This is a genomic window from Verrucomicrobiia bacterium, from assembly GCA_036268055.1.
GTDB lineage: Bacteria > Verrucomicrobiota > Verrucomicrobiia > Limisphaerales > Pedosphaeraceae > DATAUW01.
The window spans coordinates 1-21,975 of record DATAUW010000028.1 but is presented as its reverse complement, the minus strand read 5'-3'; the positions used below and the strand labels follow the sequence as shown (position 1 = coordinate 21,975).

Sequence of the window (21,975 nt, the reverse complement as noted above, 5' to 3'; positions counted from 1 at the left end):
CATTTGGATTTTTACGCTTAAATTAAAAAATATTTAAGGCGACAAGCACGCACAAAGCGAGAATCGCCATTAACAAATTCATTTTTAAAGTTCCTTGTTTTTTTGCACTTCAAGTTTCTCGATCATTTTGCGCAATTTTTTTAGCGCGAGATTCTGAATTTGCCGGACGCGCTCGCGCGTGACGCCGAATTTTTCACCGACTTCTTCCAAAGTTTTTTCCGTGCCGCCATCCAGACCAAAACGATAGCGCAAAATCGTCGCTTCGCGCTCGTCCAAATGCTTTACCATTTCCTGCAACATGCCGGTGACGGTTTTGTCCTCCAAATTTTCGTAAGGTGTCGTCGCATTTTCATCTTCGACGACGTCGGCAAAATTATTCGAGTCATCGTCGCCAATCGGCGCGTCGAGCGACGCGGGACGGATCGCGGCCATGCGCATTTGCCGGACGCGAGCGGCGGTCATGCCCATTTCATCGGCCAATTCCTCGTCCGTCGGCTCGCGGCCAAGTTCTTCCTGTAATTTCATTCCGATGCGGCGCATCTTGGAAATTTTATCCACGAGATGAACGGGCAAACGAATTGTTTTAGATTGATTGGCGAGCGCGCGTTTGATGGCTTGCTTGATCCACCACGAACCGTAAGTCGAAAGTTTGCCGCCCTTGGCCGGATCAAAACGCTCCACGGCCTTCATCAAACCGATATTGCCCTCGCTGATAAGATCGAGCAGGGGCAGTCCGATGCCCTCGTAATCGCGGGCGATTTTGACGACCAGGCGCAGGTTCGCCTTGATCATTTGTTCGCGCGCTTTTTTGTCGCCCTTCTTGATGCGCGCGGCGAGTTCAATTTCCTCCTGCGGCGTGAGCAGCTTCACCTGGCCGATCTCGCGCAAATAAAGTTTGATGGCGGTATCGCCGTCGTAAGCCGAGCGCTCGCGTTCCTGCAACGGCGGCGAAAGCTCCTCGGGCGCGACCACGATTTCCAATGCGGGTTCGGCAGTTGCCGCGGCGGATGGTTTGCCGGCGACCGGCGGCGCAGCGTTCGCGCGTGGCGAGGGAGATTTTTTCGTGCGCGCAGGCTTGGCCTTGCCGCTGGCTTTGCGGCGGGCCGGAGAAACTTTCAATGCGCGTTTTTTCTTTACTGCCATTGGCAACAATTCAAAAGGTAGGGATTAGCCTCTAGCGCGCAAGTAAATTAGCGACGGCGGGAAAAGCAGATTGGCAACGCACATCAAACTTCCAGAACTTTTTCAAATTGCGTTAAATTACGGGGCGCGCCGCTGGTGACAAGGGCGACATCTTCCAATCGCACGCCACCGAGATCAGGATAATACAAACCCGGCTCAACCGTGACCACCTGTCCCGCTTTCAATGCGCCTACTGAAGTCGCCCCAACGCGCGGCGCCTCGTGAATTTCCAAGCCGAGACCATGCCCGGTTCCGTGGAAAAATCCCTGCATGCGGCCATCCACCTTGCCGGTCTTGTAACCTTCACGCACGAAAAGTTGCTGCACGGCGGCGTGGATGCGCGAAGTCTGCGTGCCCGCGCGCATCAGTTGAAACGCAGTCTTCTGGCCGCGATAAACGGTATCGTAAAGTTTGCGGATGGCTTCGCTCGCGCGCCCCTTAACCACCGTGCGCGTGATGTCGCCGAAGTAACCGGTCTTTTGCGAGCGCGGAAAAACGTCGAGGATGATCGGCTCGTTGGCGCGCAGTGGACCGTAGCCGCCTTCGTGCGGATCGCAAGCCTGCTTGCCGCCCGCCACGATCGTGTGACTCGCCAAACCGCTCGCCTGGATGATCGCGGTATCAATGATGGACCGCAACTTTTCCGACGTCAGCGGCGCATTGCGATAAATCAGTCGGCGGCTCTTGGAAACCTTGGCGGACTTCAGCGCCTGCACGCCCTCGGCCAGGCCGACCTCGGCCATCATCAGGGCGGCGCTGATTTTTTTGACTTCCGCCGCGGACTTGGTTTCGCGTTCGGGAAAAAAGTTGCCGGGACGCGGCTTCACTTTGACATCGAGGTCACGCAACTCCATCGCCAAGCCAAGTGGGAAATTTCCGGGAACCCAGACTTTTTCCACGCGATGTTCGCGCAGGATCGCGCGAATTACCTGCGCAACGCCTGTATTTTTGCGCCCGGCGCGGCGAAGTTTTTGCTGGTAGTGGCTGAGCGAAAGCACGCGGCAATGCGCGGCTTGTTCCTTCGCGCGATCAATTTCCAGATCGCTCATGACGATGAACGGACGTCCGCGAATGCTCAGGTAGATGAAAGGATCAGGGACGAACATGCCCACGGCGTAAAGCATGTTGGCGTCGTGATCACTGTCCGCCACCATCAGTAGATTTTTCATGGTCTGTGCCGGGTCTGCAAAAGTGTGGCGCCGACCATAGCCGATGCCAAAAAATTTTCAAACTCCAAAAAGCCGGTCGCCCGCGTCACCCAATCCCGGAATGATAAAACCATTGCGATTGAGTTTTTGGTCAATCGCCGCGGTAAAGATCGGCAGCTTGGGGAAATGGCGATGCACCATCTCAATGCCCTCGGGCGAAGCCACCAGATTAACCAGGCGCACATGTTTGCCGCCCAGTTCCGTGATCAATTCCATCGCTGAAACCGCGCTGCCGCCCGTCGCCAGCATCGGGTCAATCAGGATGACCTCGAAATGGCTTAAGTCGCGCGGAAGGCTCTTGTGATAAAAAAGCGCGCGCAAACTTTTCTCCTCGCGCTTGAGGCCGATGAACCCGACTCGCGCATGCGGAATCAGTTGCAGGATGGAATCCATCATGCCCAGCCCCGCGCGAAGAATCGGCACCAGGATCACCTCGCGTTGCAAAGTGGAACCTCGCGTCCGCGCCATCGGTGTGGTGACGGAAACCTTTTTCACGGCGAAAGACCGCGTAGCCTCATAAATAATGAGAGCAGCGACTTCGCTCAGGATGCGGCGGAATTCCTGCGGTGCGGTCCGTTTGTCGCGGAGACGCGTTAGATTATGCTGCACCAGGGGGTGCTTGATAAGAGTAACTTGGCCCACTTTTTTATTGGAGATAGGTTGGAGAAATGAAGTAGAGGTAACCCGCGTGCAGCTTGGGAATGTCCACGCCGAGTTCGACTTTCACGGATTTCGCGTTGCTCTCGCCGAATATATGCAACAGGTTCGAGAGATCGAAAACTTCCTGGTAAGTCACGACATCGGCGCGCTTGATATGCGCCAACTGCTTGGCCCGTTCCACCGCATCGTCGAAATCGCCCACTTCATCCACGAAACCCAATTTGTAAGCTTCCTTGCCGGAAAGGATGCGGCCATCGGCATAATCCTGCCAATCGGGGCTCAACATTTTTCCGTGATCACGTTCAAACGACGTGCGCCGCCCGTCGGCCACCACACTTTTGAACTTGCCAAAAGTTTCGTTGATCATGTTCTGGATCATTTCCTTTTCCTCCGGCGATTCTTCATCGGGAGTCTTGGTCGGACTGAGCATGTCCTTATACTTGCCGCTCTTGAAAACTTCTGGCCGCACGCCGATCTTGTCGAGCAAGCCGCGATAATTCAGCCCGTGCATGATCACGCCGATGCTTCCCGTAATCGTCAATTCATTCGCTACGATCCAGTCGCACGGCGCAGATATATAATAGCCGCCGGAAGCCGCGAGGCTGCCCATGCTGACCACGACCGGCTTGTCGCACGAATTTTCAAATTTGCGGATGGCCTTCGCAATTTCATCGGATGCCAGCACTTCTCCACCCGGCGAATCCACTTTTAAGATGACCGCGCGAACATCGTCATTTTCCTTCGCGCGCTTCAATTCCTCTTTGACCAGCGTGACAATGCTATAGCCGCCTTGCTGAGCGGCCTCGCCACTGATGACGCCTTCAACCGGAATCATTACAATTTTATTGGTCGTGGAAATCTCGCTTTCCTTAACCGTCGTCTCGTCCATGCGCGGGCCGTAACTGTCACCGCCGGTCAACTTCACGCGATTCCCAGCAAAGCTGCGCACAAAATATTGAAGATTGACGAGCAGGCTAACCGCCAAAATGACCACCAGCAAAACCGCGAAAATTTTAAGTCCCGCTCCCGAGCGAGGCGCGCGCGGCGGCAGCGGTGGAGGTGTCGGAGGCAGGGGAATCACCGGGGGCGGCCGATGAATCGGCGGCGGCGGCGGTGCGGCGATCGGCGGCACATTGGTATCTGGTGGCAAGTCACTGTCCATGACCAGAAGCTACTGCAAAGCGATTTTCTGGGCAAGCGGTTACTTGGCGTCATCCCAAAAGTGCGGGCATTCGCGCAATATTTTCAATGGCGACATGAACTGTGAACGCTCCATCAGTGCCGCAGAGACAACCGACAATCTAGGACGTGGTAGGGCTGCCCTGCCGCGCAGCCGTCCCAAGTCCCGCAGGGACGATAGATCTTAGCCCAGCAATTTATTGCTGGGTTGATTTCCTCCACTAACCAAGTCCCGCCAGGGACGAAAGAAATCCCCGCGTAAAACTAGCATTCACCCACTCGCTAACGCCTCTCATCAAACCCAACTTCAGTTGGAAATCCCAGGCGCGCGCAAGCAACGCCTTCCAACCGCCTTTCAAATTATCTATCGCCCGCCAGCGCCCCCACCAGAGCGTCCAGTTGTGCCCGCGTATGCTCGCTCGAAATCGCAAAACGAAAAAACCCACTGGGCGGTCCGCCGGGATATTTTATGAACGGCGGATAAATTTTCTGCGCGAGCAAACGGCGCTTGAGCGTCTCGGCGTGGCAAGTGTCTCGCGGAGTGATGGAAAAAATCGGCACGGGCGAATCCGCAATCTCGAAACCCACCGAAATTAATTTACCCTTCACGAACCCAACATTTTTGCCGAGCCGCGCGCGCAGCTTGCGATCATTTTTTAAAATCTTTACCGCTGCAATCGCAGCCGCGGCCAACGGTAAGGGCAGGGGAGTGTTGCCCGAAAAAGCGCGACTCCCCGACACAATGGCCGCCCGCAATTCTCCCGGCCCAAGAACCGCGCCACCATAAGCGCCAAATCCCTTGCTCAACGTAATGGTCTGGATGATGCGCTCGCGTGACACCCCAAAATGTTCCGGCGTACCGCGCCCGTTTTTCCCCAGCACACCCGCGCCATGTGCGTCATCGAGCAGGACGCGCGCTTGCGCGGGCAGCACCGCGAGATATTCCTTGAGCGGCGCGATACTTCCATCGTGTGAAAACAAACCGTCAGTGAGCAAAAGCGGTTTGGAATGATTCAATCGTCCGACAATGCGCGCTAAGTCGCCCGCGTCACGATGCCTGAATTTAATCACAGGGCAATCAAGCAACTGCGCCGCGTCCGCCAGACAGCCGTGTGCGCGTTCATCAATCAACGCATGCGAAAATTGCCCCGCGAGCGCCTGCGCCACCATGAGATTGGGCACGTAACCATTCGACGCAAGCGTGGCTTCCGGAACCGCAAAAAAATTGGCAAGATCGCGCTCCAATTTTTCGTAAAGAACATGATTACCCGTCGTGACGCGCGACGCCGACACGTTGAGGCCGTAACGAGTTACTGCACCAGCCGCCGCCTTGAGCACCTGCGGATGACTCGCGAGGCGAAAATAATCGCAACCGGCAAAGTAAATGAGTTTGCGATTGCGATCACGGACACAGGTGCGCTCGACCTGTTGCAACGGCGGCGATACGGTCATGCAGCATTGATAAAGCAGCGCCCCGCCCCACGCACGCAGAATCTTCACAGGTACTCGGTCTAAATCGGAAGACGCTCGGCGTGGGCCGCACACCACTCTCGATGGCGTGGTGAATAACAGATACTCCGTCGCAGTCCAGCAGGGACTGATGTTCTAGGACATGGTAAGGCGGAACTGCCGCTCCGCCGTCCGAAGTCCCGCAGGGACGGCAGATCTTAGCCCAGCAATTTATTGCTGGGCTGAATTCTCCTTCGATCCAAGTCCCGCACGGGACGAAAGAAATCTTCTTATGGAACTAGCGTCGGCCCACTCGCCCATCACTTCTCATTAACCCCCAACTTTAGTTGGGGGAAAACTCGAAACACGTGCCCAGGAAACGGTTTTCAACCGTTTCTCGAACTACCCGTCGCCCGCTATCGGACTGTGCGCAAACTTTTATCCCACCATCAAAAGTTCTTGCATCCTCAAAAAAACATTTCATACTCCGCTTGAAATCAGAGCCAAAGGAAACACCCGGAGTCATTGTAACTAAGTTACTGCGGGCGCAGGAGGGCTGGTCTTTCAATAGATAACAGGACCCTTCTCTGCCGACCCGATGTGTCTTCGATGAATTGCGTTTTGTGGAGGCGGTGAGCGGAAAAATTGCGGCTAAAGCGCGCGATTCAAAAAAACTTTGCAACGATTTCGGGTTTGCAGTGTCTGTATTGCTTGAACCTGCGACGTAACAATCGCTGGTTTATTGGAGCGGGGACGTATGATTACAAATGATTCACCAATCATGAATTGGCGGTTAATTGGAACATGAGCGAATCCAACGCCACATCATCAGGGACGCTTTCTGCCTCCGAAGTTTCGGACGCGCCGGAGATCTCGCCGGAAGCCTTGCGCGTGCTGCCCGCGAATTTTGCGCGGCAACATCGTGTGCTGCCCCTCAAAATCCAGGATGGCGTGATTCACATCGCCACCAGTACGCCCGGAAACGCCCGCGTCATTGATGATATTCGTCTGCTCACCGGCCTTGAAGTCGAGGAAACCGAAGACACCGCCGAAAATATTGCCGAAAAAATCGCTGAGTTTTATTCCGTGACCGTCGAGAAGATGATCGAAAATCTCGGCGCGCAGAGCACCACCAACGGCGAAGGCGGCAATCTCCACGACATCGAAGTCATGGCGAACGAGCCCACGGTCGTCAACCTCGTCAACGTCATCGTCTCCACCGCCGTCCGCGAACGCGCGAGCGATATTCACCTCGTGCCCTTCGAGTCGAGCCTTCAACTGCGCTATCGCATTGACGGTCTCTTGCAGGAGAAACCGCCGCCGCCCCGCAACCTTCACGCGGCCATCGTCTCGCGCATCAAGATCATGGCGGACATGAATATCGCCGAGCGTTTCATGCCGCAGGATGGCCACATCCAGATTCATCATCGCGGCACGCGCGTGGATATTCGCGTCGGCACGATGCCTACCGTCCACGGCGAAAGTCTCGTCATGCGCCTGCTGGAAAAAAGCAACGCGCCGCTCACCTCGCAGGAACTTGGCTTGGACACGGAGCGTTCGGCAATATTATCGCGGCTGGTTGAAAAACCTCACGGCCTTTTTCTCGCCACCGGCCCGACGGGCAGCGGCAAGACCACCTCGCTTTACTCGATCCTGCGCAGTATCTACACGCCGGAATTAAAAATTCTCACCATCGAAGACCCGGTCGAATATGAATTGCCTGGCGTCGCGCAAATCCCCGTGCGCCCCAGCCGCGACTTTACCTTCGCCACCGGCCTGCGCGCGATCTTGCGCCAGGATCCCGACGTCGTGATGGTCGGCGAAATCCGCGACTCCGAAACCGCCGAGATCGCGATTCGCGCCGCGCTCACCGGCCACCAGGTTTTCAGCACGCTTCACACCAACGATTCCACCGGCGCCGTCACGCGTTTGATAGACATGGGCGTCGAGGCGTTTCTCATCGCCTCCGCGCTCGAAGGCGTGCTTGCCCAAAGATTGCTGCGGCGCATCTGCCAGAATTGCCGCGCACCGAGCGAAGTATCGTCGTCCTTGCGCGAGCAGATCGATACCATCAGTGGCGGAAAAATCGAAGGCACATTTTATCGCGGCGGTGGCTGTGAGGAATGCCGCGGCACCGGCTATCGCGGACGCGTGGGCATTTTTGAATTGCTTTCGCTCACCAACGAATTGCGCGAACTGATTTTGCAAAAGCGTTCCAACGTGGAACTCAAAGCCACTGCGCAAGGCAAAATGATGACGATGCACGAAGACGCCTTGCGCAAGGCCGCCCAGGGCGTCACGACGCTCGAGGAAATTTTACGCGTCTCCTCCGGGGACATGCTCGAATGAATTCGTTTCGCTATCAGGCCATCGAAGCGGGCGGCACGCCGACGAGTGGCATCGTTGAGGCGGAAGACCGCAAGTCCGCGCTGCAACTGCTCGGGCGGCGCGGCGTATTTCCCTCGCAACTGGAATTATGTGGCGGCGGAGAATCTTCAACGGCATCCGTCGCCAAGTCTGCTAGGTCATCCGGTTTCAGTTTTGGCAGCGGCGTCAAGCGCAAGGAAATCACCGCGTTCACCCGCGAGATGAGTGCGCTGCTCTCTTCCGCCATTCCCATTCCGCAGGCGCTCGACAGCCTCGGCGAACAGGAGGAAAACCCGGCGTTGCGCGAAGTCGTTTTGCAGATCGCGGATTCGCTGCGCAAAGGCTCTTCATTTTCTGCGTCGCTTGATGAGCATCCAAAATTATTCAGCCGCCTTTACGCTAGCATGGTGCGCGTCGGCGAAGAGGCCGGCGAGTTGCCCAAGGTGATGTCCGATCTCGCCGAATTGCTCGAACACGAAGACGAAATCCGCAGCGAAGTTCAGGCAGCCGTGGCCTACCCCTTGTTTGTCCTGCTATTCGGCATTTTCACCGTGACCATTTTGTTGACGGTTGTCCTGCCTCGACTCTTCGGCATGCTTCAGGAAATGCTCGATGTGTTGCCCTTGCCGACGCTCATTCTGCTCAAGGTCAGCAGTGGGTTGCATCATTACTGGCCGTGGATACTCATCGGAATTGTGGGCTCGGTCTTCGGCATCCGCTGGTATCTGAGCACGAATGAAGGCGCGGAAAATTGGGACAAAATTAAATTGCAGATTCCCGTCATGGGCGGCGTTTTCCGCTCGGCGGCATTGGGACGTTTTGCCCGAACGCTCGGCACGCTGGAAAAAAGCGGCGTCTCACTCTTGCCCGCATTAAAAATCGTGGAGAATACGATCGGCAATCGCGTCCTCGCCGCGCAGGTGGCGCGTGTGGCCGACGAAACGCGCGGTGGCGATTCCCTTGCCGCGCCGTTGCGCAAGTACGGAATGTTTCCCAAGACGGTCGTGCAAATGATTGATGTCGGCGAACAAAGCGGGCGGCTCGACGAAATGCTCCTCAAGGTCGCGGACATCGAGGAGCGCCACATGCGCGCGAAAACCAAGACGCTCATTTCCCTGCTGGCCCCGGCGCTGATTCTCGTCGTCGGCTCGCTGGTGGGCTTCATGGTCATCGCGATCCTGTTGCCGATTTTCAAGATGAGCCGGGCGATTCATTGAACCTCAAAGCAAACCTGACGATGCAAACGAAAAATAAATCAGAAACAACGATCAGCAAAATTGACTGCGCCGCGTGCGCGCGTCGGCGCGCGGGCGCCTTCACGCTGATTGAAATCATGGTGGTGGTGGTCATCCTCGGCATTCTCGCGGCGACCATCATTCCGCAATTCATGGGCACGACGCAGGACGCAAAGATCAGCGCGGCCAAGGCGCACATCGCCGAACTCGAATCGGCGGTCGAGCGTTTCTATGTCCACATGGATCGCTACCCGACCGCGGAAGAAGGCCTGAAAGTGCTCGTGGACCCGCCCACCGATGACGCCGATAAAAAATGGCGCGGCCCGTACATCAAGCAGCAGCGCGACGATCCCTGGGGACATCCCTATCAATATCGCGTGCCCGGCACTCATCATCCGTCGAGCTTTGATATTTCGTCGTCCGGCGGCACGGGCAGCGACGCAGTCGAAATCGGCAACTGGTAATCATGCAGACAAAACCATCATGTTTCGAGAGCACGAATGCGAGCGGCGCCTTCACGCTGATCGAAATCATGGTTGTGGTGGTGTTGATCGCGATTTTGACGGCCATGATCATTCCGGAAATGAAGGGGACATTTGAAGACACATTGCTCCGCTCGAATGCGCGAGAGTTGGTCAACGTCGTCGAACTCGCATCGAGTCGCGCGGTCAGTTTGAACCAGACCTTGCGCGTTAAAATTGATCCGGGCACTGGCGACTACGAAGTGGAAAAAAAGCAGCGGCAAGGCTTGATCGAGGATTTTGCGCCGCTTGAGGACGTAAGCGGAAGCAAAGGAAAATTGGACAAACGAATTACCGTGCAGGTTTATGAAACGCCGGAAACGCAGCCAGAGCCCGGCGCGGAAAGCGAAGCCTCATTGCCGATGCCCAGCCCGGATTCGACGCTGACCTTTTATTCCGATGGCACGGCGGACGGCGCGATGGTGCTGCTCAAGGACCGTAGCGGATTTCAACTGCCGCTCCGTTTGAATGCGATCACCTCGCGCGTGACGATTGGAGAGCCAAAACACGAATGAATGTTTTGCGCAATGACGCCGGGTTTTCGCTGATCGAAGTGATGGTTGCGATTTTGATTTTGGGAATCGCGCTCACGGGATTGGTGCATGGCATCACCACCGCGCTCGCGTCGAGCAAAGAATCGGAATTGCAAACCGTCGCGGCGCTGTTTGCACAGGGCAAGATCGAGGAACTGCGCGCAACGCACGAACTCGACAACGGCGATGAAAATGGTGATTGCGGCACGGCTCTGCCGCTTTACCGCTGGACGGAGACGATTGCCGGAACGGACATCGCCGGATTGCATGAAGTGAGCGTGATGGTGATGCAGGCGCAGACGGGACGCGAGATTTACGAATTGAAGACAATGTTGTTCGAGCCGGACGATGACAACACCTCGAACACAAACCGTCACAAGGATTCAAAGTCGAAAAAGTCGCGAAAGGGAGCGTCGTGAAGCTACGTGAAACAGGTTTTACCTTGATTGAAGTCGTGATCGGCGCGGCATTGATGTCGTTGATTTTGGTGAGCGCCTACTTGTGTTTGAGCGCCGGTTTTTCGAGTCAAAAAATGATTGAGCCAAGGACAGAGATTATTCAAAACGCGCGCGTGGCGATGGCCTTGATCACCGCCGATTTGCGCGGCGCCTGCTCGTTGTCCCGCGACATGGATTTTCTCGGCATGCCCCGCACGCTGGGCAAAGTGCAGGCCGATAATCTGGATTTCGGAACGCATAATTATACGCCACGTCACCCGCGCGAAAGCGATTTCTGCCAGGAAAGTATTTACGTCAATGAAGATCCGAAGACGCATCAGTTCAGCATCTGGCGGCGCCGAAATCCCACCATGGCGCGCGACCCTTTATCCGGCGGTAACAAAGAGGAAATCGCCGACGGCATCGTCGGGCTCAAGTTTGAATACTTCGACGGTGAGGATTGGTACGACACCTGGGGCGAAATCAAATCCGGCAAGCGCGAAACCACGCAGCGCGACCAGCCGAACTTGTCCGGCCTGCCCGCCGCCGTGCGAATCACGTTGTTGATGGATTCAAATCCCAAATCCAAAAAAATGACCGACGACGGCGAACGAGAAGTCGAACCGCCGCTCGCATTTCAAACCGTGGTGGAATTGAATTTGAAAAACACCACGACCACCAGTTCGGGCTCCGCTGCCACTCAATCGGACGCCACCACGGACAGTTCGCAAAACGGAGGGCAGCCACAATAATATATGCGCCAGCGCGGCTCCATTCTGGTCGGTTTGCTCTGGTGCGTGGTACTGCTGGCATTGATCGTGGTCGGTGTGCTCCACACCGCGACGATGGATTTGAAGGTGACGAAAAATTTTGGCGATAGAATCCAGGCGCACTACCTCGCGCTCGCGGGCATCGAGAAGGCGCGCGCGCTGTTGCATCAATCGGTGCACAATCATACGCAACTCGGGCGAAATCCGCGCGGAGAACTATTTAATGCCCCCGACCAGTTTCGCGACATTGCCTTTGGACGCGGTGAGTTTCGCGTCTTCCGGCGCGGCGGAGATGAAGAGGGCGGCGGAATTATTTACGGCGTCGCCGATGAAGAGCGCCGCCTCAACGTGAACACCGCAACCGCGGAAGAACTCACCAAGCTCAACGGCCTCTCGCCCGACGTGGCCTCGGCCATCCTCGCGTGGCGCGGGCAGGGCGATGCCAACCCTAACGGCGCGAACGCGGACTATTATGCTGGACTTCAACCGCCCTACGAACCGCGCAACGGCCCGTTTCAAACCATCCGCGAATTGCTGATGGTCCGCGGCGTCACGTCGGAATTATTGTTCGGCGACGACACGCATCAGAATGGATTCCTGCCGGACGAAGACTCCGATAATTTGCCGCCCGGCGCGGACGGCGGTTGGGCGGCGGCGCTGACCGTGCATTCGCTGGATGCGAATGTGACGGTCTTCGGCAAGGACCGCGTGAACATCCAAACGGCGGATGAATCGGAATTAACCGGCATCACCGGCATCACCTCCGCCATCGCTCGCGCGATCACGCAATATCGAAATCAAAATCGTTACCAAAGCATCGCCGATCTCCTCGATGTCACGCCCCCGCAAAATCAAAATGGCCGCAACAACGGCGCAGCCGCGACCGGCCAATCCAGCGACACGTCAACCTCCAATGGTGGCCGCGTGGTTGACGAAACTTTGTTTGGAGATATTGCCGACGACGTTACCGCAAGTTCCGACCAGGACCAGACCGGCTTGATCAATGTCAATACCGCGACTCTCGACACGCTCCTTTGCCTGCCGAACATGGATCGCGAGCACGCGCAGGCGATCATTTCCTCGGCGCAATCGCAGGGAGGCTTCGCAAATCTCGCGGGCCTGCTCAAGGTGCCGGGGATGGATCAACAGACGTTCAAGCAAATCGCTCCGCTGGTGACGACGCGTTCGGAGACATTTCGAATTTTAAGTGAAGGCCGTGTGAAATCCACGGGCACGCGGCAGCGAATAGAGATGGTCGTGCGCGCGACCCAAAGCGACGTGCTGACCTTGGCTTATCGAGAGGATGACTTGTAATGGAATTCGCATTTCTCAATTCGCCAGCGGTTTATTTGGAGATCGGCCGGGACGTTTTGCGCGCGGCGCAGGACACGAGCCGCGCGGAGTTGCCCTTGGAGCGCGGCGCGGACGGAAAATTGACCGCCGAATGTCGTGAAAGAATTGCAAGCGGATTGCGCGCATTCGTGGTGAGGAAAAGTTTTCAGGGACGCGCGCGGGCATACTGTGGCATCGCCGCGAATGGTGTCTCGCTGCGGCGATTGACTTTGCCCGCGACGACGAAGGACAAATTTGAACAAGTCTTGCGTTTGCAGATTGAGGCGGAATTTCCGCTTTCGCCCGATGAACTGGCGTGGGGTTATCAAATGCTGCCAGTGAATTCGGCGGCGAGCCAGGAAGTTCTAGTCGTCGCAGTAAAACGCGAAGTCGTGGAGGAATACCGGGAACTGCTCGCGGATTGCGGGCTGGACGCGGTATTCACTTTGGCAGCGCTGGCGCGGAATTTTGTATGCCCTCAACCTCAGGGAACCCATGCGCTGCTGGACGTGTCCGGGGCGCGCGCCGAATTAATTTTGTTTGAGCGAGGCGTGGCCGTCTCGATTCGATCGGTGCCCGTGGGAAGCGAATTACCGGCGGCGATCAAGCAGGGAAAGATTTATGTCACCGGCGCGGATGCCGGCCAGTTAGCGCGGGTGGTTTCGCGAATCGGAGGAAATGCGGTGGCGCTGAACGTCGAGCCCGGTTTGTCGGCGGCGATTTCCGGCCTGAAAAAATGTGTGGAGGAAAATCAGGCGGCGGGTTTGTTGTTATTGCAAAACCGCGCGAAGACCGTGTCCGGGCGCTTCAATGTGACGAGCCCCGAGGTCAAGCCATTGCTGAAAGTGGCGGCAATTTTGCTGGCAATACTTTTGTTATTGCCGGTGATCGAGGCGGCGGTTTTGAAACCATTTTTGTCGCGGAAGCTCGCGGCGTTGCAGGCGCAAAGAGGGCGGTTGGCCACGATTGATCACGAACTGGATTTTTTGCAATCGCTGAAACAAAGTCAGCCGCCTTATTTGGACGCGCTATTCGTGCTGGCGAAATCCGCGCCGCCGGGAACCCGCTTTGACTCGCTGACGATGGACAAACGCGGCGAAGTTTCGCTGCGCGGAATGATGCAGAATGGAGCGCAAGTGACGGACTTCCGGTCGAAGCTGATCGCGTCGGGATTTTTCTCCATCGTGACGGTTGAAGAACAGACACCAACGCCGGATCGGCAGCGCGTGAACCTCCGCATGACCGCTTTGTGGAAAACCGCGGACGCACGCGCGAGCCTGGCAATCGGTCCGACAGCCGACGAAATCAAGGCGGCAAAAGCGAGCAAAGACACTAGTGGAGGCGGAGGATTTCCCGGAGGAATGATGTTTCCCTGATTTGCGATCATGACACCAAAAGAAAAACGCACAGTAAGAATCGCCGGAATCGGCATCGCGATCTATCTCGTGTTGTTCGCGGGCGTGCAGGTGTGGAAATTCACGGCGCGCAAGCACGCGGAGTATATGCAGTTGGTGGCGGACGCGCAAAGCCTCAAGGACGAAGTGCGGCGTTACGACGACCGGATCGCGGTCGTGAAAAAGCTGATGGAACAATTTCACATGGACCCGGTGTCGCTGAAAAAATCCTCCGTCGTGGCCGAGGCGAGTTCGGCGATCCAAAAAGCGGCACAGGGCAGCGGCTTCCAAGTCGGCCCCGTGCGCGAAAGCCCGGCGCATAACTCGGGAAAAGAATTGGCATCCATTGAACTCGAAGGCTCTGGCCCTGTGAAAGGCGCAGTGGGTTTGATTTATCGGCTGGAGGGTTTGGGCTATCCGCTGGTGATTGATTCGACGCAATTTTCCTCCGACCCGATGCGGCCCGGCCAGGTGAAGTTGAAACTGACGATCACCATTTTGGATTTTGACCAAGTGCAAAAGGCAGGAGGTCCGCATGCGTGAGCAAACACCAAAAATTTTGCGGCTCGCGTGCCTCGTGCTTGCGGCGTTGCTGGCCTATCAACTGGTGCACATCGTACCGCGTGTGAACATCCTCGGGCGCGTCGCCATTCCGCAGTTGCCGACGCTTGAAACGAACGCCGCCCCGGCGAATGTCATCGTGGCGAAGGAAATGAAGCCGCCAACGAATGCCCCAGCCGTCACGAATGTAGCGATGCATGCGACGCAAACAAATGGCAGCCCGACCAACGTAGTTGCCAATACAAACACAGTCGCGCCCACAAATGCTCTCGTCGAGGCAGCCGCGCCAACAATGGCTGTGCCCACAAATACTGTTCCCGTGCCAATGACTGGTTCAACGAATGAGCCGATGGCCGCCACCAACAGCACAAATATTTCAAACACGAATCTGATGGCGGGAACAAATAAGCATCATCGCGTGATCCAAGGAACGAACGAGATCGCGGTGAATTCCAATATGCCCACGAATGCCGCGGCAGCGAAACCAAAGGGAAGACGGGGCGGCGGCATGCCTCCGGGCATGATGATGATGGGCGGCATGGGCATGGGCGCGCCGATGCCGGAACTGCCGGCGGACATCAAGGCGCGCGCCGATCGCATTTTTGATAGCGAAATTTTGGCCCCGGCGATGCGGCCGCTGCCGATGGGATTGCTTGGCATTGCGGGAGACGTTGCGTTTTTACGCTCGGCCAGCGGGCAGACCGGCATGGTCAAGGAAGGCGACTCGCTCGGTGACCTGAAGTTGGTGCACATCGGCATTAATCGCGTGCTGGTGGAACAGGACGGTGAGAAAAAAGAGTTGATGATTTTTGACGGATACGGTGGGACGAGTTTGTTGCCGGAGAAAGGGAAAAAACCAGAATGAAAACACGAAACACAGGGAGACCGAAACTTTACGCCGTCGCGGCGATGCTTGGCTGTTGCTTCGCGCTGATGTGGGGACATGCGGCGCGCGCGCAAAGAATTTCCGGGCCGCGGTTTCCCGGCATGCCAGATATGTCCATGGGGGGCGATAATTCGTCATCGAAATCGGATTCCAAGGAAACTGGGCCGTGGCTGCCGTCCGAGCCGATGCCCGTGCCGACCACCATCACGACCAATTCGGATGGGACCAAAACAACCAACGGACCCGGCGAAATCCAACTCAGTTTTCAAGGCGCAAATGTGGACATGATCGTGCAATGGCTGGCGCAGACCACGGGCAAGACCGTCATCAAAAGCCCGCGCGTGCAATGCCAGGTGACCATCACCAGCTCGAAAAAAGTTTCGACGCGCGAAGCGATTGTGCTCGTGTATCGCGCGCTCGCGCTGGAGGGGTTTACCGCCGTGGAATCCGCCCAATCCATTCTCATCGTGCCCGAAGGACAGGAACCGCGCATTGGTCCCGAAGTGGTTTCAGCCTCCACCAACGGTCTGCCGGAGGGTCGCGTTCGCGTGGTGAAAGTTTTTTCGCTGAAACATATTCAAGCTGCGGAATTGCGCGATCGCCTGCGCGGCGCGTTGACGGACAAAGGCACGATTGATTTGAACGAGCGCAACAATCAAATCATCCTGACCGATTACGCGGACAACATCCGCATCGCGGACGAATTAATTTCCGCGCTCGACACCGACACGCCAGAAGACATGTCCGTGCGGGTGATCACTCTGAAAAACGTAAGTGCGGCTGCGCTGGCAAAGGAGATCGAGCCGCTGTATCAAAAATCGAGCGGCAAAGCGGTGGACGTCACGGCGGATGATCGCGCCAATGCGTTGATCGTGCTGTCGAGCGCGGCAAATTACGACGCCGTGTTCCGGCTGGTGTCGTCATTGGACACCGACGACGCGCAGGAAAAAGCCATGACCACATTTCTTTTGAAGAATGCGGACGCCGGCGACGTGGCCAAGCAGTTGCAGGACTTGAGCCAAAGCCAGAGCGGTGGCGGCTCGCGCTTCGCCTATTATTTCAATCAGCCATCAGATTCCGGGCAGAAAAAATTCAACGTCGTATCCGATCGGCGCCGCAACGCTGTCATCGTGCAGGCGGCGCCCTCGCAGTTGCCCAGCATCAAAAAAATTATCGAGGAACTGGACGCGCCAGTTTCCGACGACAGCCTCGCGCCAAAAATTTATCCGTTGAAATACGTCAGCGCCGTGGACCTTGAGGACGTGCTCAACGAATTGTTTTTGAAGAAGACCCAGCAGCGGAGTTATTTCGATTACTTCAGCGACGAACCTTCGGCTCCCGTGGCCGACCGGGACGTGGGCCGTCTGTATGGCAAGGTGCGCATCACCAGCGACCCCTATTCGAATACCTTGATCATCACCTCGAACTCAAAAGAAAATCTCGGGGTGGTGGAGGAAGTCATCAATCAGTTGGATCGTCCGTCCGAAGCGGGCGAAAGCACGATGCGGATCACGTTGAAATACGCGAAGGCTTCGACGGTCGCAAATAGCTTGAATATTTTGTTCGCCAAGAATGGTTCACCGGCGTTGCGCCCGGTAAATCCGCAAAATCAAAATAACCAAAACCAGGCGCAGCAGCAGAACCAGCAGCAAAGTACATCTTCCACGGCTGGTTTCGATCTCGAGCAGGAAACGAAAGAGGAAGGTTATTATCCGTGGATCGGCGGACAGCCCGATTCAACACGCAACTCGGATGGCCGCGCCGCCGCGCCGCCGGTGAGCGACCTCGTAGGCCGCGTGCGCGCAGTTTCAGATCAGCGCGGAAACGCCGTGATGGTTTCGGCGAACGTGCATTTCTTTCCGCAGGTGCTGAAGTTGATAGACGAACTGGATGCCCCCTCAGACCAGGTTTCCATCGAAGCGCGCATCCTCGAAGTATCGTCAGATTATGTGGACAAGTTGGGCGTGCGCTGGTCGCCGGATGGCACGCAAGTTTTCACGGCGGATGACTTGGATAATTCTTTCATGGGACACGTCGGCGGGACGTACCAAAAAGGCTTCGGCGGCACGACCACCGTGAATCAGCCCCCCGCCTCAGGCATCGTGCAGGAAGTGGCGCAACTCCGTTCTGGCGTTATCACCGGAACCGCCGGCATGGATTTGTTGATCCAATTTTTGAAACGCAATACGGACACAACCGTCCTCGGCGAACCGCAAATCACCATCAACGACAACGAAATGGGCAAGCTCTTTGTCGGCCAGCAAGTGCCGATTCCGCAAAACACCCAAATCTCTTCGGTCGGTTCGCAGAACACCGCCATCACCTATAAAGATGTCGGTGTCGTCTTGGAAGTGACGCCGCACATCAATAATTCCGGCGATGTGCAGTTAAAGATACACGCGGAATCTTCCACGGTGGTGGCTGGTCAAACCGTCCTGGGCGGAGCCGTTTTCGACACACGAAATTTCCGCACGGACTTGACCGCGAAAGATGGACAGACGCTGGTGCTCGGCGGAATTATCCAGCGGCAGATTTCCGACATTGATCGCAAGACGCCGTTTCTCGGCGACATCCCCGGCCTTAAATGGATGTTCAAAAAGAAAGACAAATCCACCGACAAGGTGGAGTTGATGGTATTCCTGCGCACGCGAGTTGTCCGCTCGCCTGAAATGGCGGACAAACTTCTCAACGATGTCAACCGCCGCGCTCCCTTGATTCGCCAATGGGAAGACGAGGGCAAAGAACCCGACAAGAAACTGGATAAATTGCCCCAGGTCCCGCGCAGTTAAAGCGCGTTCACATTCAGATCCATCGTTGACGGAGGAAAGTCTTTTGGGTCAGCGCCGAGTTCCCGATTCGGCGTGTCGCCCATCTTCAAGTCAATCGTGCCGCCCTTCGCGATGTCGGCATGCTTGAACCAGACCTTCTGCTGCGGCTTGCCGTTGACCTTGACGCTTTGAATGTATTTGTTGTCGCGCGAATTGTCATGGGCGACGATGCGGAAAGTCTTGCCGTGATCGAGATGGATCGTGATGCGATCAAACATCGGACTGCCGAGATCATATATCGGCACGCCTGGAGTCACCGGGTAAAAACCCATCATTGTGAACACCACGAATGCCGACATGCCGCCGCCGTCTTCATCGCCCGGCATGCCGAGCGAGGTATCGGTGAACCACGTGTCAATCAACATGCGCGTGCGCTTCTGCGTTTTCCACGGCGCGCCGAGGTAATTATAGATGTAGGGAATGTGAAGGCTGGGTTCGTTGCCCATCGAAAATTCGCCAACCATTCCGGACGAATCGGGAAACTTCGCCCAGAATTCATATTTGCTGCGGCCGATGGATTCGCGCCAAAGCTGGTCGAGCTTCGCCTCGGCTTTTTGACGGCCACCCATCAGTTGAAACAAGCCCTGGAGATCGTGCTGCACATCCCAGTCGTAAGTGTAGCCGTTGTTCTCGGTCGTGTAATCGCGTCCGCCGATGCCGCCCGAAAATCCGGGCTCATAATTGTCGAGCCATTTGCCGTCGGCATCCTTGGGCCAGACATGGCCTTTGTCCTGGCGAAAAACATTTTGATAATCGCCGGCGCGTTTGAGGAAAAGATCGTAATCGGCGGAATTACCCAGGTCGCGGGCAATTTGCGCCGTGCACCAATCATCATAACTTTGCGCGAGTGTGACCGACACTGCCTGCCGCCGCTCAAATGGATGAACCAGCGAGACCGTTTCCGTCTGTCCGGGATCCAGCGCGGGCATGTAGCCGTGCGTGTTGAGAAAATCATCGAGCGAAGATTTCGGGCCTTTGCGCCACGGAAGCCACGTGCCATCGAGTGAATTTTTTCGCAAGCCGGCGTAAGCGGTGGCGAGATCAAAATTGGTGATGCCCTTGGCCCACACATCGGCGATCCACGGCGCGGCGTGGTTGCCCGTCATGCAGGCGTGATTGCCCCAGAGCACGGCAAAGCAGGGGAGCCAACCGAGTTGTTCATACATGCGCACGTAAGACTGCACCTTGTCGGCTTCCATTTCCGGATTGAGCAAAGTTTCGAGCGGCTCTTCGGCGCGATACATGTCCCACAACCAATTATCCACATAAAACGGGCGCGCATCCTTATGCACCTGATGATCGAAAGCGCTGTAATACTGGCCGTCCTCGGTGATGTTAATCATGCGTTCCGAGCAGCGGTAAAGCGCGGTGTAGAAGACGCGCTTCTGATCGGCCGTTCCACCTTCAACTTCAATTTTACCCAGCGTTTCGTTCCAGCGATCCTTCGCCGCACTCTTGATCTTGTCGAAATTCCAATCGGCAATTTCATGCTCCAGATTTTTGTGCGCCTGCTCGATGCTGATGAAGGAAATGCCGTAACGAAACTCAAGGCCGTTCCGCGAATCTTTCGCGGTGATCGTCAGGTGACGATTGCCATTGCCGGAAGTGATTTCCACCGGCGCATTGAATTCGCCATAAACATACGCGGCCATGTCGTTGAATTTTTCGACGCCGCAGATGGCGTTGTTGTTGGTCGCCGACATTTCGCCATCTGTGCGATTGGCGAGCAGCACGATCGGTTTGCCCGAAGGAAAGGTGAAACGAAAATATCCACAACGCGCCGTGGGCGTGAATTCAGTGCGGATCAGCGATTCATCAAAGCGCGTGGAATAATAATACGGCGTGGTGGTTTCCTGGTCCCAGGCTAGCGGATGATTCCATTGATCCGGCGCGCCGGTGCCGGGCATGAGCCAGAAAAGTTCGCCGAGGCGATGCGAAATAATCGTCAGCGGGAAGGAGTGAATCTGATCGTCGAGCTGGTCTTTGCGCACCGGATAAACTCGCACCATACTGTTGGGCAGAGAAACGGTCGGGCGCGTCGGCTCGAGCAAAAATCCCTGGCCGCCGATGGTGGGATCCACCCACTCGACTTGCGCAAGCGCTTGATTGAGGCCGAGAGCCGTGGCGGCGATAACGATGAATGACGAAACAATTTTTTTCATAATTAAATTAGACAATGCAAAAGGTCAGCGGGCGGATTCGTTTAATTTACTAAGAGCAAAAGCATAAGCGCCAACCGCGACGGCTTCGCTCGTGCCCAGGCGCGAGATGCCGATGCCCACGCGTTGAAGCGGGTCGTAGGAAATGCGTTCGCTGCTGCCGGGCACGACGACTTCGCGGGCCTCGCCGCGCAGGAATTTTTCCAGATCGGTGGGCTCTTCGAGATTGAATGGCTTGGACGCAAGGCGCGAAAAAGTTTTGCCTTCAAAATCGGTGTACGTGCCGTTGAGTTCCTTCATCACCGCCGGCATGAACAACGGCCACGAACCGGACAGTCCGCCGCCGATGACCACGAGCCCATCGAGAATCGTCAGCGCCTGGCCGAGCACATCCCCAAGCACTTCGCCAAGTTGGCGGAACGCTTCAGTCGCGGCCTCGCGATTTCCCGGAACACTGCCCGTGCCGATTTCAAAAATCTGTTTGGGTTCGGGAGCATCGGCGAATCGCATGCCCGATTTTTCCGCGAACACGCGCCGGATGCCGCGGATGCTTGCGTTTTGTTCGGCGTTCATCCCGGGATGAAGTTTGTTGCGCATCAGCCACACTTCGGCGGCGATGGAATTATCACCCAGGAAAAGTTCACCGTTGCGGACCACGCCGCCGCCGAGGCCCGTGCCGAGCGTGATGCCGATGAGATTGCGACAGCGTTTGCGCTGGCCGGATTTTTCGAGCAACGAATTCACGTAAGGCAGAAACCCGCCAATCGCTTCACCATACGCAAATAAATCAGCGTCGTTATTGAGAAAAACCGGAATGCCGAATTGTTTGGCGATCATTGGCCCGAGCGCGACCCCGCCGCGAAACGCCGGAAGATTTCCCAAATCGCCGATGATGCCCGCGGGATAATCCGCCGGTCCGGGAAACGCAAAACTGATCGCAACCGGCGGCGTGGGACAAAGAGATCGGATGCCGTCGAAACCTTCGCGAAGCGTGGCGAGACAGCGATCGAGGTTGTCGCCGTGCGACGAGAAGCCGAGAGTTTTTGTGACAGGTTTTCCACCGCGAATGGCGGAGAAACGAAAGTTCGTTCCGCCCGCATCCAGCGTCATCACCACCCGCTCATCCCGCGAATAATCCAATCCACCCATGAGGTCAACTTTTGGTATGAGTGCGTCCGGCCTTGTAACCGTAAACGCCGTAAAACGTGATGTAGGCAAAGGCGATCATCGGCACCACAAACGAGATCTGGATCCCGTAATGGTCCGCAATCGCT

Annotated in this window: 18 protein-coding genes; 11 read left to right on the top strand and 7 right to left on the bottom strand. The window is 56.4% G+C overall.

From position 1 onward, the window contains the following. Positions 1 to 84: 84 nt before the first annotated feature. The 5 genes from VH413_16785 to VH413_16765 all read right to left on the bottom strand — a co-directional run bounded on the left by VH413_16785 (position 85) and on the right by VH413_16765 (position 5,729). Entirely contained in the window at positions 85 to 1,143 is a 1,059-nt protein-coding gene (locus VH413_16785) for a sigma-70 family RNA polymerase sigma factor (protein ID HEX3800353.1), read from the bottom strand. A gap of 83 nt (positions 1,144 to 1,226) precedes the next feature. Beyond that, the gene (locus VH413_16780; protein ID HEX3800352.1) at positions 1,227 to 2,351 is read right to left on the bottom strand and encodes a Xaa-Pro peptidase family protein; all 1,125 of its coding nucleotides are present in this window, start codon (positions 2,349 to 2,351) and stop codon (positions 1,227 to 1,229) included. A gap of 57 nt (positions 2,352 to 2,408) precedes the next feature. Beyond that, positions 2,409 to 3,032, bottom strand: a complete 624-nt coding sequence (gene upp / locus VH413_16775; GenBank protein HEX3800351.1) for a uracil phosphoribosyltransferase — start codon at positions 3,030 to 3,032, stop codon at positions 2,409 to 2,411. Positions 3,033 to 3,036: 4 nt separating this feature from the next. Beyond that, positions 3,037 to 4,212 carry a signal peptide peptidase SppA gene (sppA, locus tag VH413_16770; GenBank protein ID HEX3800350.1) on the bottom strand — a complete coding sequence of 392 codons (1,176 nt, stop codon included), beginning with the start codon at positions 4,210 to 4,212 and terminating at the stop codon, positions 3,037 to 3,039. Between the two features lie 377 nt (positions 4,213 to 4,589). After that, positions 4,590 to 5,729, bottom strand: coding sequence for a pyridoxal phosphate-dependent aminotransferase family protein (locus tag VH413_16765; GenBank protein ID HEX3800349.1), 1,140 nt, complete (start codon positions 5,727 to 5,729; stop codon positions 4,590 to 4,592). Positions 5,730 to 6,482: 753 nt separating this feature from the next. Between VH413_16765 and VH413_16760 the strand changes: the two genes are divergently transcribed. The 11 genes from VH413_16760 to VH413_16710 are packed head-to-tail and all read left to right on the top strand — an operon-like array spanning position 6,483 to position 18,503. After that, positions 6,483 to 8,027, top strand: coding sequence for a GspE/PulE family protein (locus VH413_16760; protein HEX3800348.1), 1,545 nt, complete (start codon positions 6,483 to 6,485; stop codon positions 8,025 to 8,027). After that, a complete protein-coding gene (locus VH413_16755) occupies positions 8,024 to 9,262 on the top strand; it encodes a type II secretion system F family protein (GenBank protein HEX3800347.1) in 1,239 nt (412 codons plus the stop codon). The genes VH413_16760 and VH413_16755 overlap by 4 nt, the downstream gene beginning before the upstream one ends. Before the next feature lie 20 nt (positions 9,263 to 9,282). Beyond that, positions 9,283 to 9,744 carry a type II secretion system major pseudopilin GspG gene (gspG, locus tag VH413_16750; protein ID HEX3800346.1) on the top strand — a complete coding sequence of 154 codons (462 nt, stop codon included), beginning with the start codon at positions 9,283 to 9,285 and terminating at the stop codon, positions 9,742 to 9,744. Positions 9,745 to 9,746: 2 nt separating this feature from the next. Continuing rightward, entirely contained in the window at positions 9,747 to 10,316 is a 570-nt protein-coding gene (locus tag VH413_16745) for a GspH/FimT family pseudopilin (protein ID HEX3800345.1), read from the top strand. Beyond that, positions 10,313 to 10,753 carry a prepilin-type N-terminal cleavage/methylation domain-containing protein gene (locus VH413_16740; protein ID HEX3800344.1) on the top strand — a complete coding sequence of 147 codons (441 nt, stop codon included), beginning with the start codon at positions 10,313 to 10,315 and terminating at the stop codon, positions 10,751 to 10,753. Before VH413_16745 ends, VH413_16740 begins: the two co-directional genes overlap by 4 nt. After that, positions 10,750 to 11,523 carry a prepilin-type N-terminal cleavage/methylation domain-containing protein gene (locus tag VH413_16735; GenBank protein HEX3800343.1) on the top strand — a complete coding sequence of 258 codons (774 nt, stop codon included), beginning with the start codon at positions 10,750 to 10,752 and terminating at the stop codon, positions 11,521 to 11,523. The genes VH413_16740 and VH413_16735 overlap by 4 nt, the downstream gene beginning before the upstream one ends. A gap of 3 nt (positions 11,524 to 11,526) precedes the next feature. After that, positions 11,527 to 12,855 (top strand): helix-hairpin-helix domain-containing protein, encoded by a 1,329-nt coding sequence (locus tag VH413_16730; protein ID HEX3800342.1) that lies wholly within the window; start codon positions 11,527 to 11,529, stop codon positions 12,853 to 12,855. Further along, complete coding sequence (locus VH413_16725; protein ID HEX3800341.1) at positions 12,855 to 14,249, top strand: hypothetical protein; 1,395 nt, start codon at positions 12,855 to 12,857, stop codon at positions 14,247 to 14,249. The genes VH413_16730 and VH413_16725 overlap by 1 nt, the downstream gene beginning before the upstream one ends. A 9-nt stretch (positions 14,250 to 14,258) precedes the next feature. After that, on the top strand, positions 14,259 to 14,810 hold the full coding sequence (locus VH413_16720; protein ID HEX3800340.1) for a hypothetical protein: 552 nt from the start codon (positions 14,259 to 14,261) through the stop codon (positions 14,808 to 14,810). Continuing rightward, complete coding sequence (locus VH413_16715) at positions 14,803 to 15,693, top strand: hypothetical protein (protein HEX3800339.1); 891 nt, start codon at positions 14,803 to 14,805, stop codon at positions 15,691 to 15,693. The genes VH413_16720 and VH413_16715 overlap by 8 nt, the downstream gene beginning before the upstream one ends. After that, the gene (locus VH413_16710; protein HEX3800338.1) at positions 15,690 to 18,503 is read left to right on the top strand and encodes a secretin N-terminal domain-containing protein; all 2,814 of its coding nucleotides are present in this window, start codon (positions 15,690 to 15,692) and stop codon (positions 18,501 to 18,503) included. The genes VH413_16715 and VH413_16710 overlap by 4 nt, the downstream gene beginning before the upstream one ends. Here VH413_16710 and VH413_16705 read toward each other — a convergent pair. Both VH413_16705 and VH413_16700 read right to left on the bottom strand, forming a co-directional pair. Further along, positions 18,500 to 20,704, bottom strand: coding sequence for a GH92 family glycosyl hydrolase (locus tag VH413_16705; GenBank protein HEX3800337.1), 2,205 nt, complete (start codon positions 20,702 to 20,704; stop codon positions 18,500 to 18,502). The genes VH413_16710 and VH413_16705 overlap by 4 nt on opposite strands. Before the next feature lie 24 nt (positions 20,705 to 20,728). Then, complete coding sequence (locus VH413_16700; protein ID HEX3800336.1) at positions 20,729 to 21,841, bottom strand: ROK family protein; 1,113 nt, start codon at positions 21,839 to 21,841, stop codon at positions 20,729 to 20,731. Positions 21,842 to 21,975 lie beyond the last annotated feature (134 nt).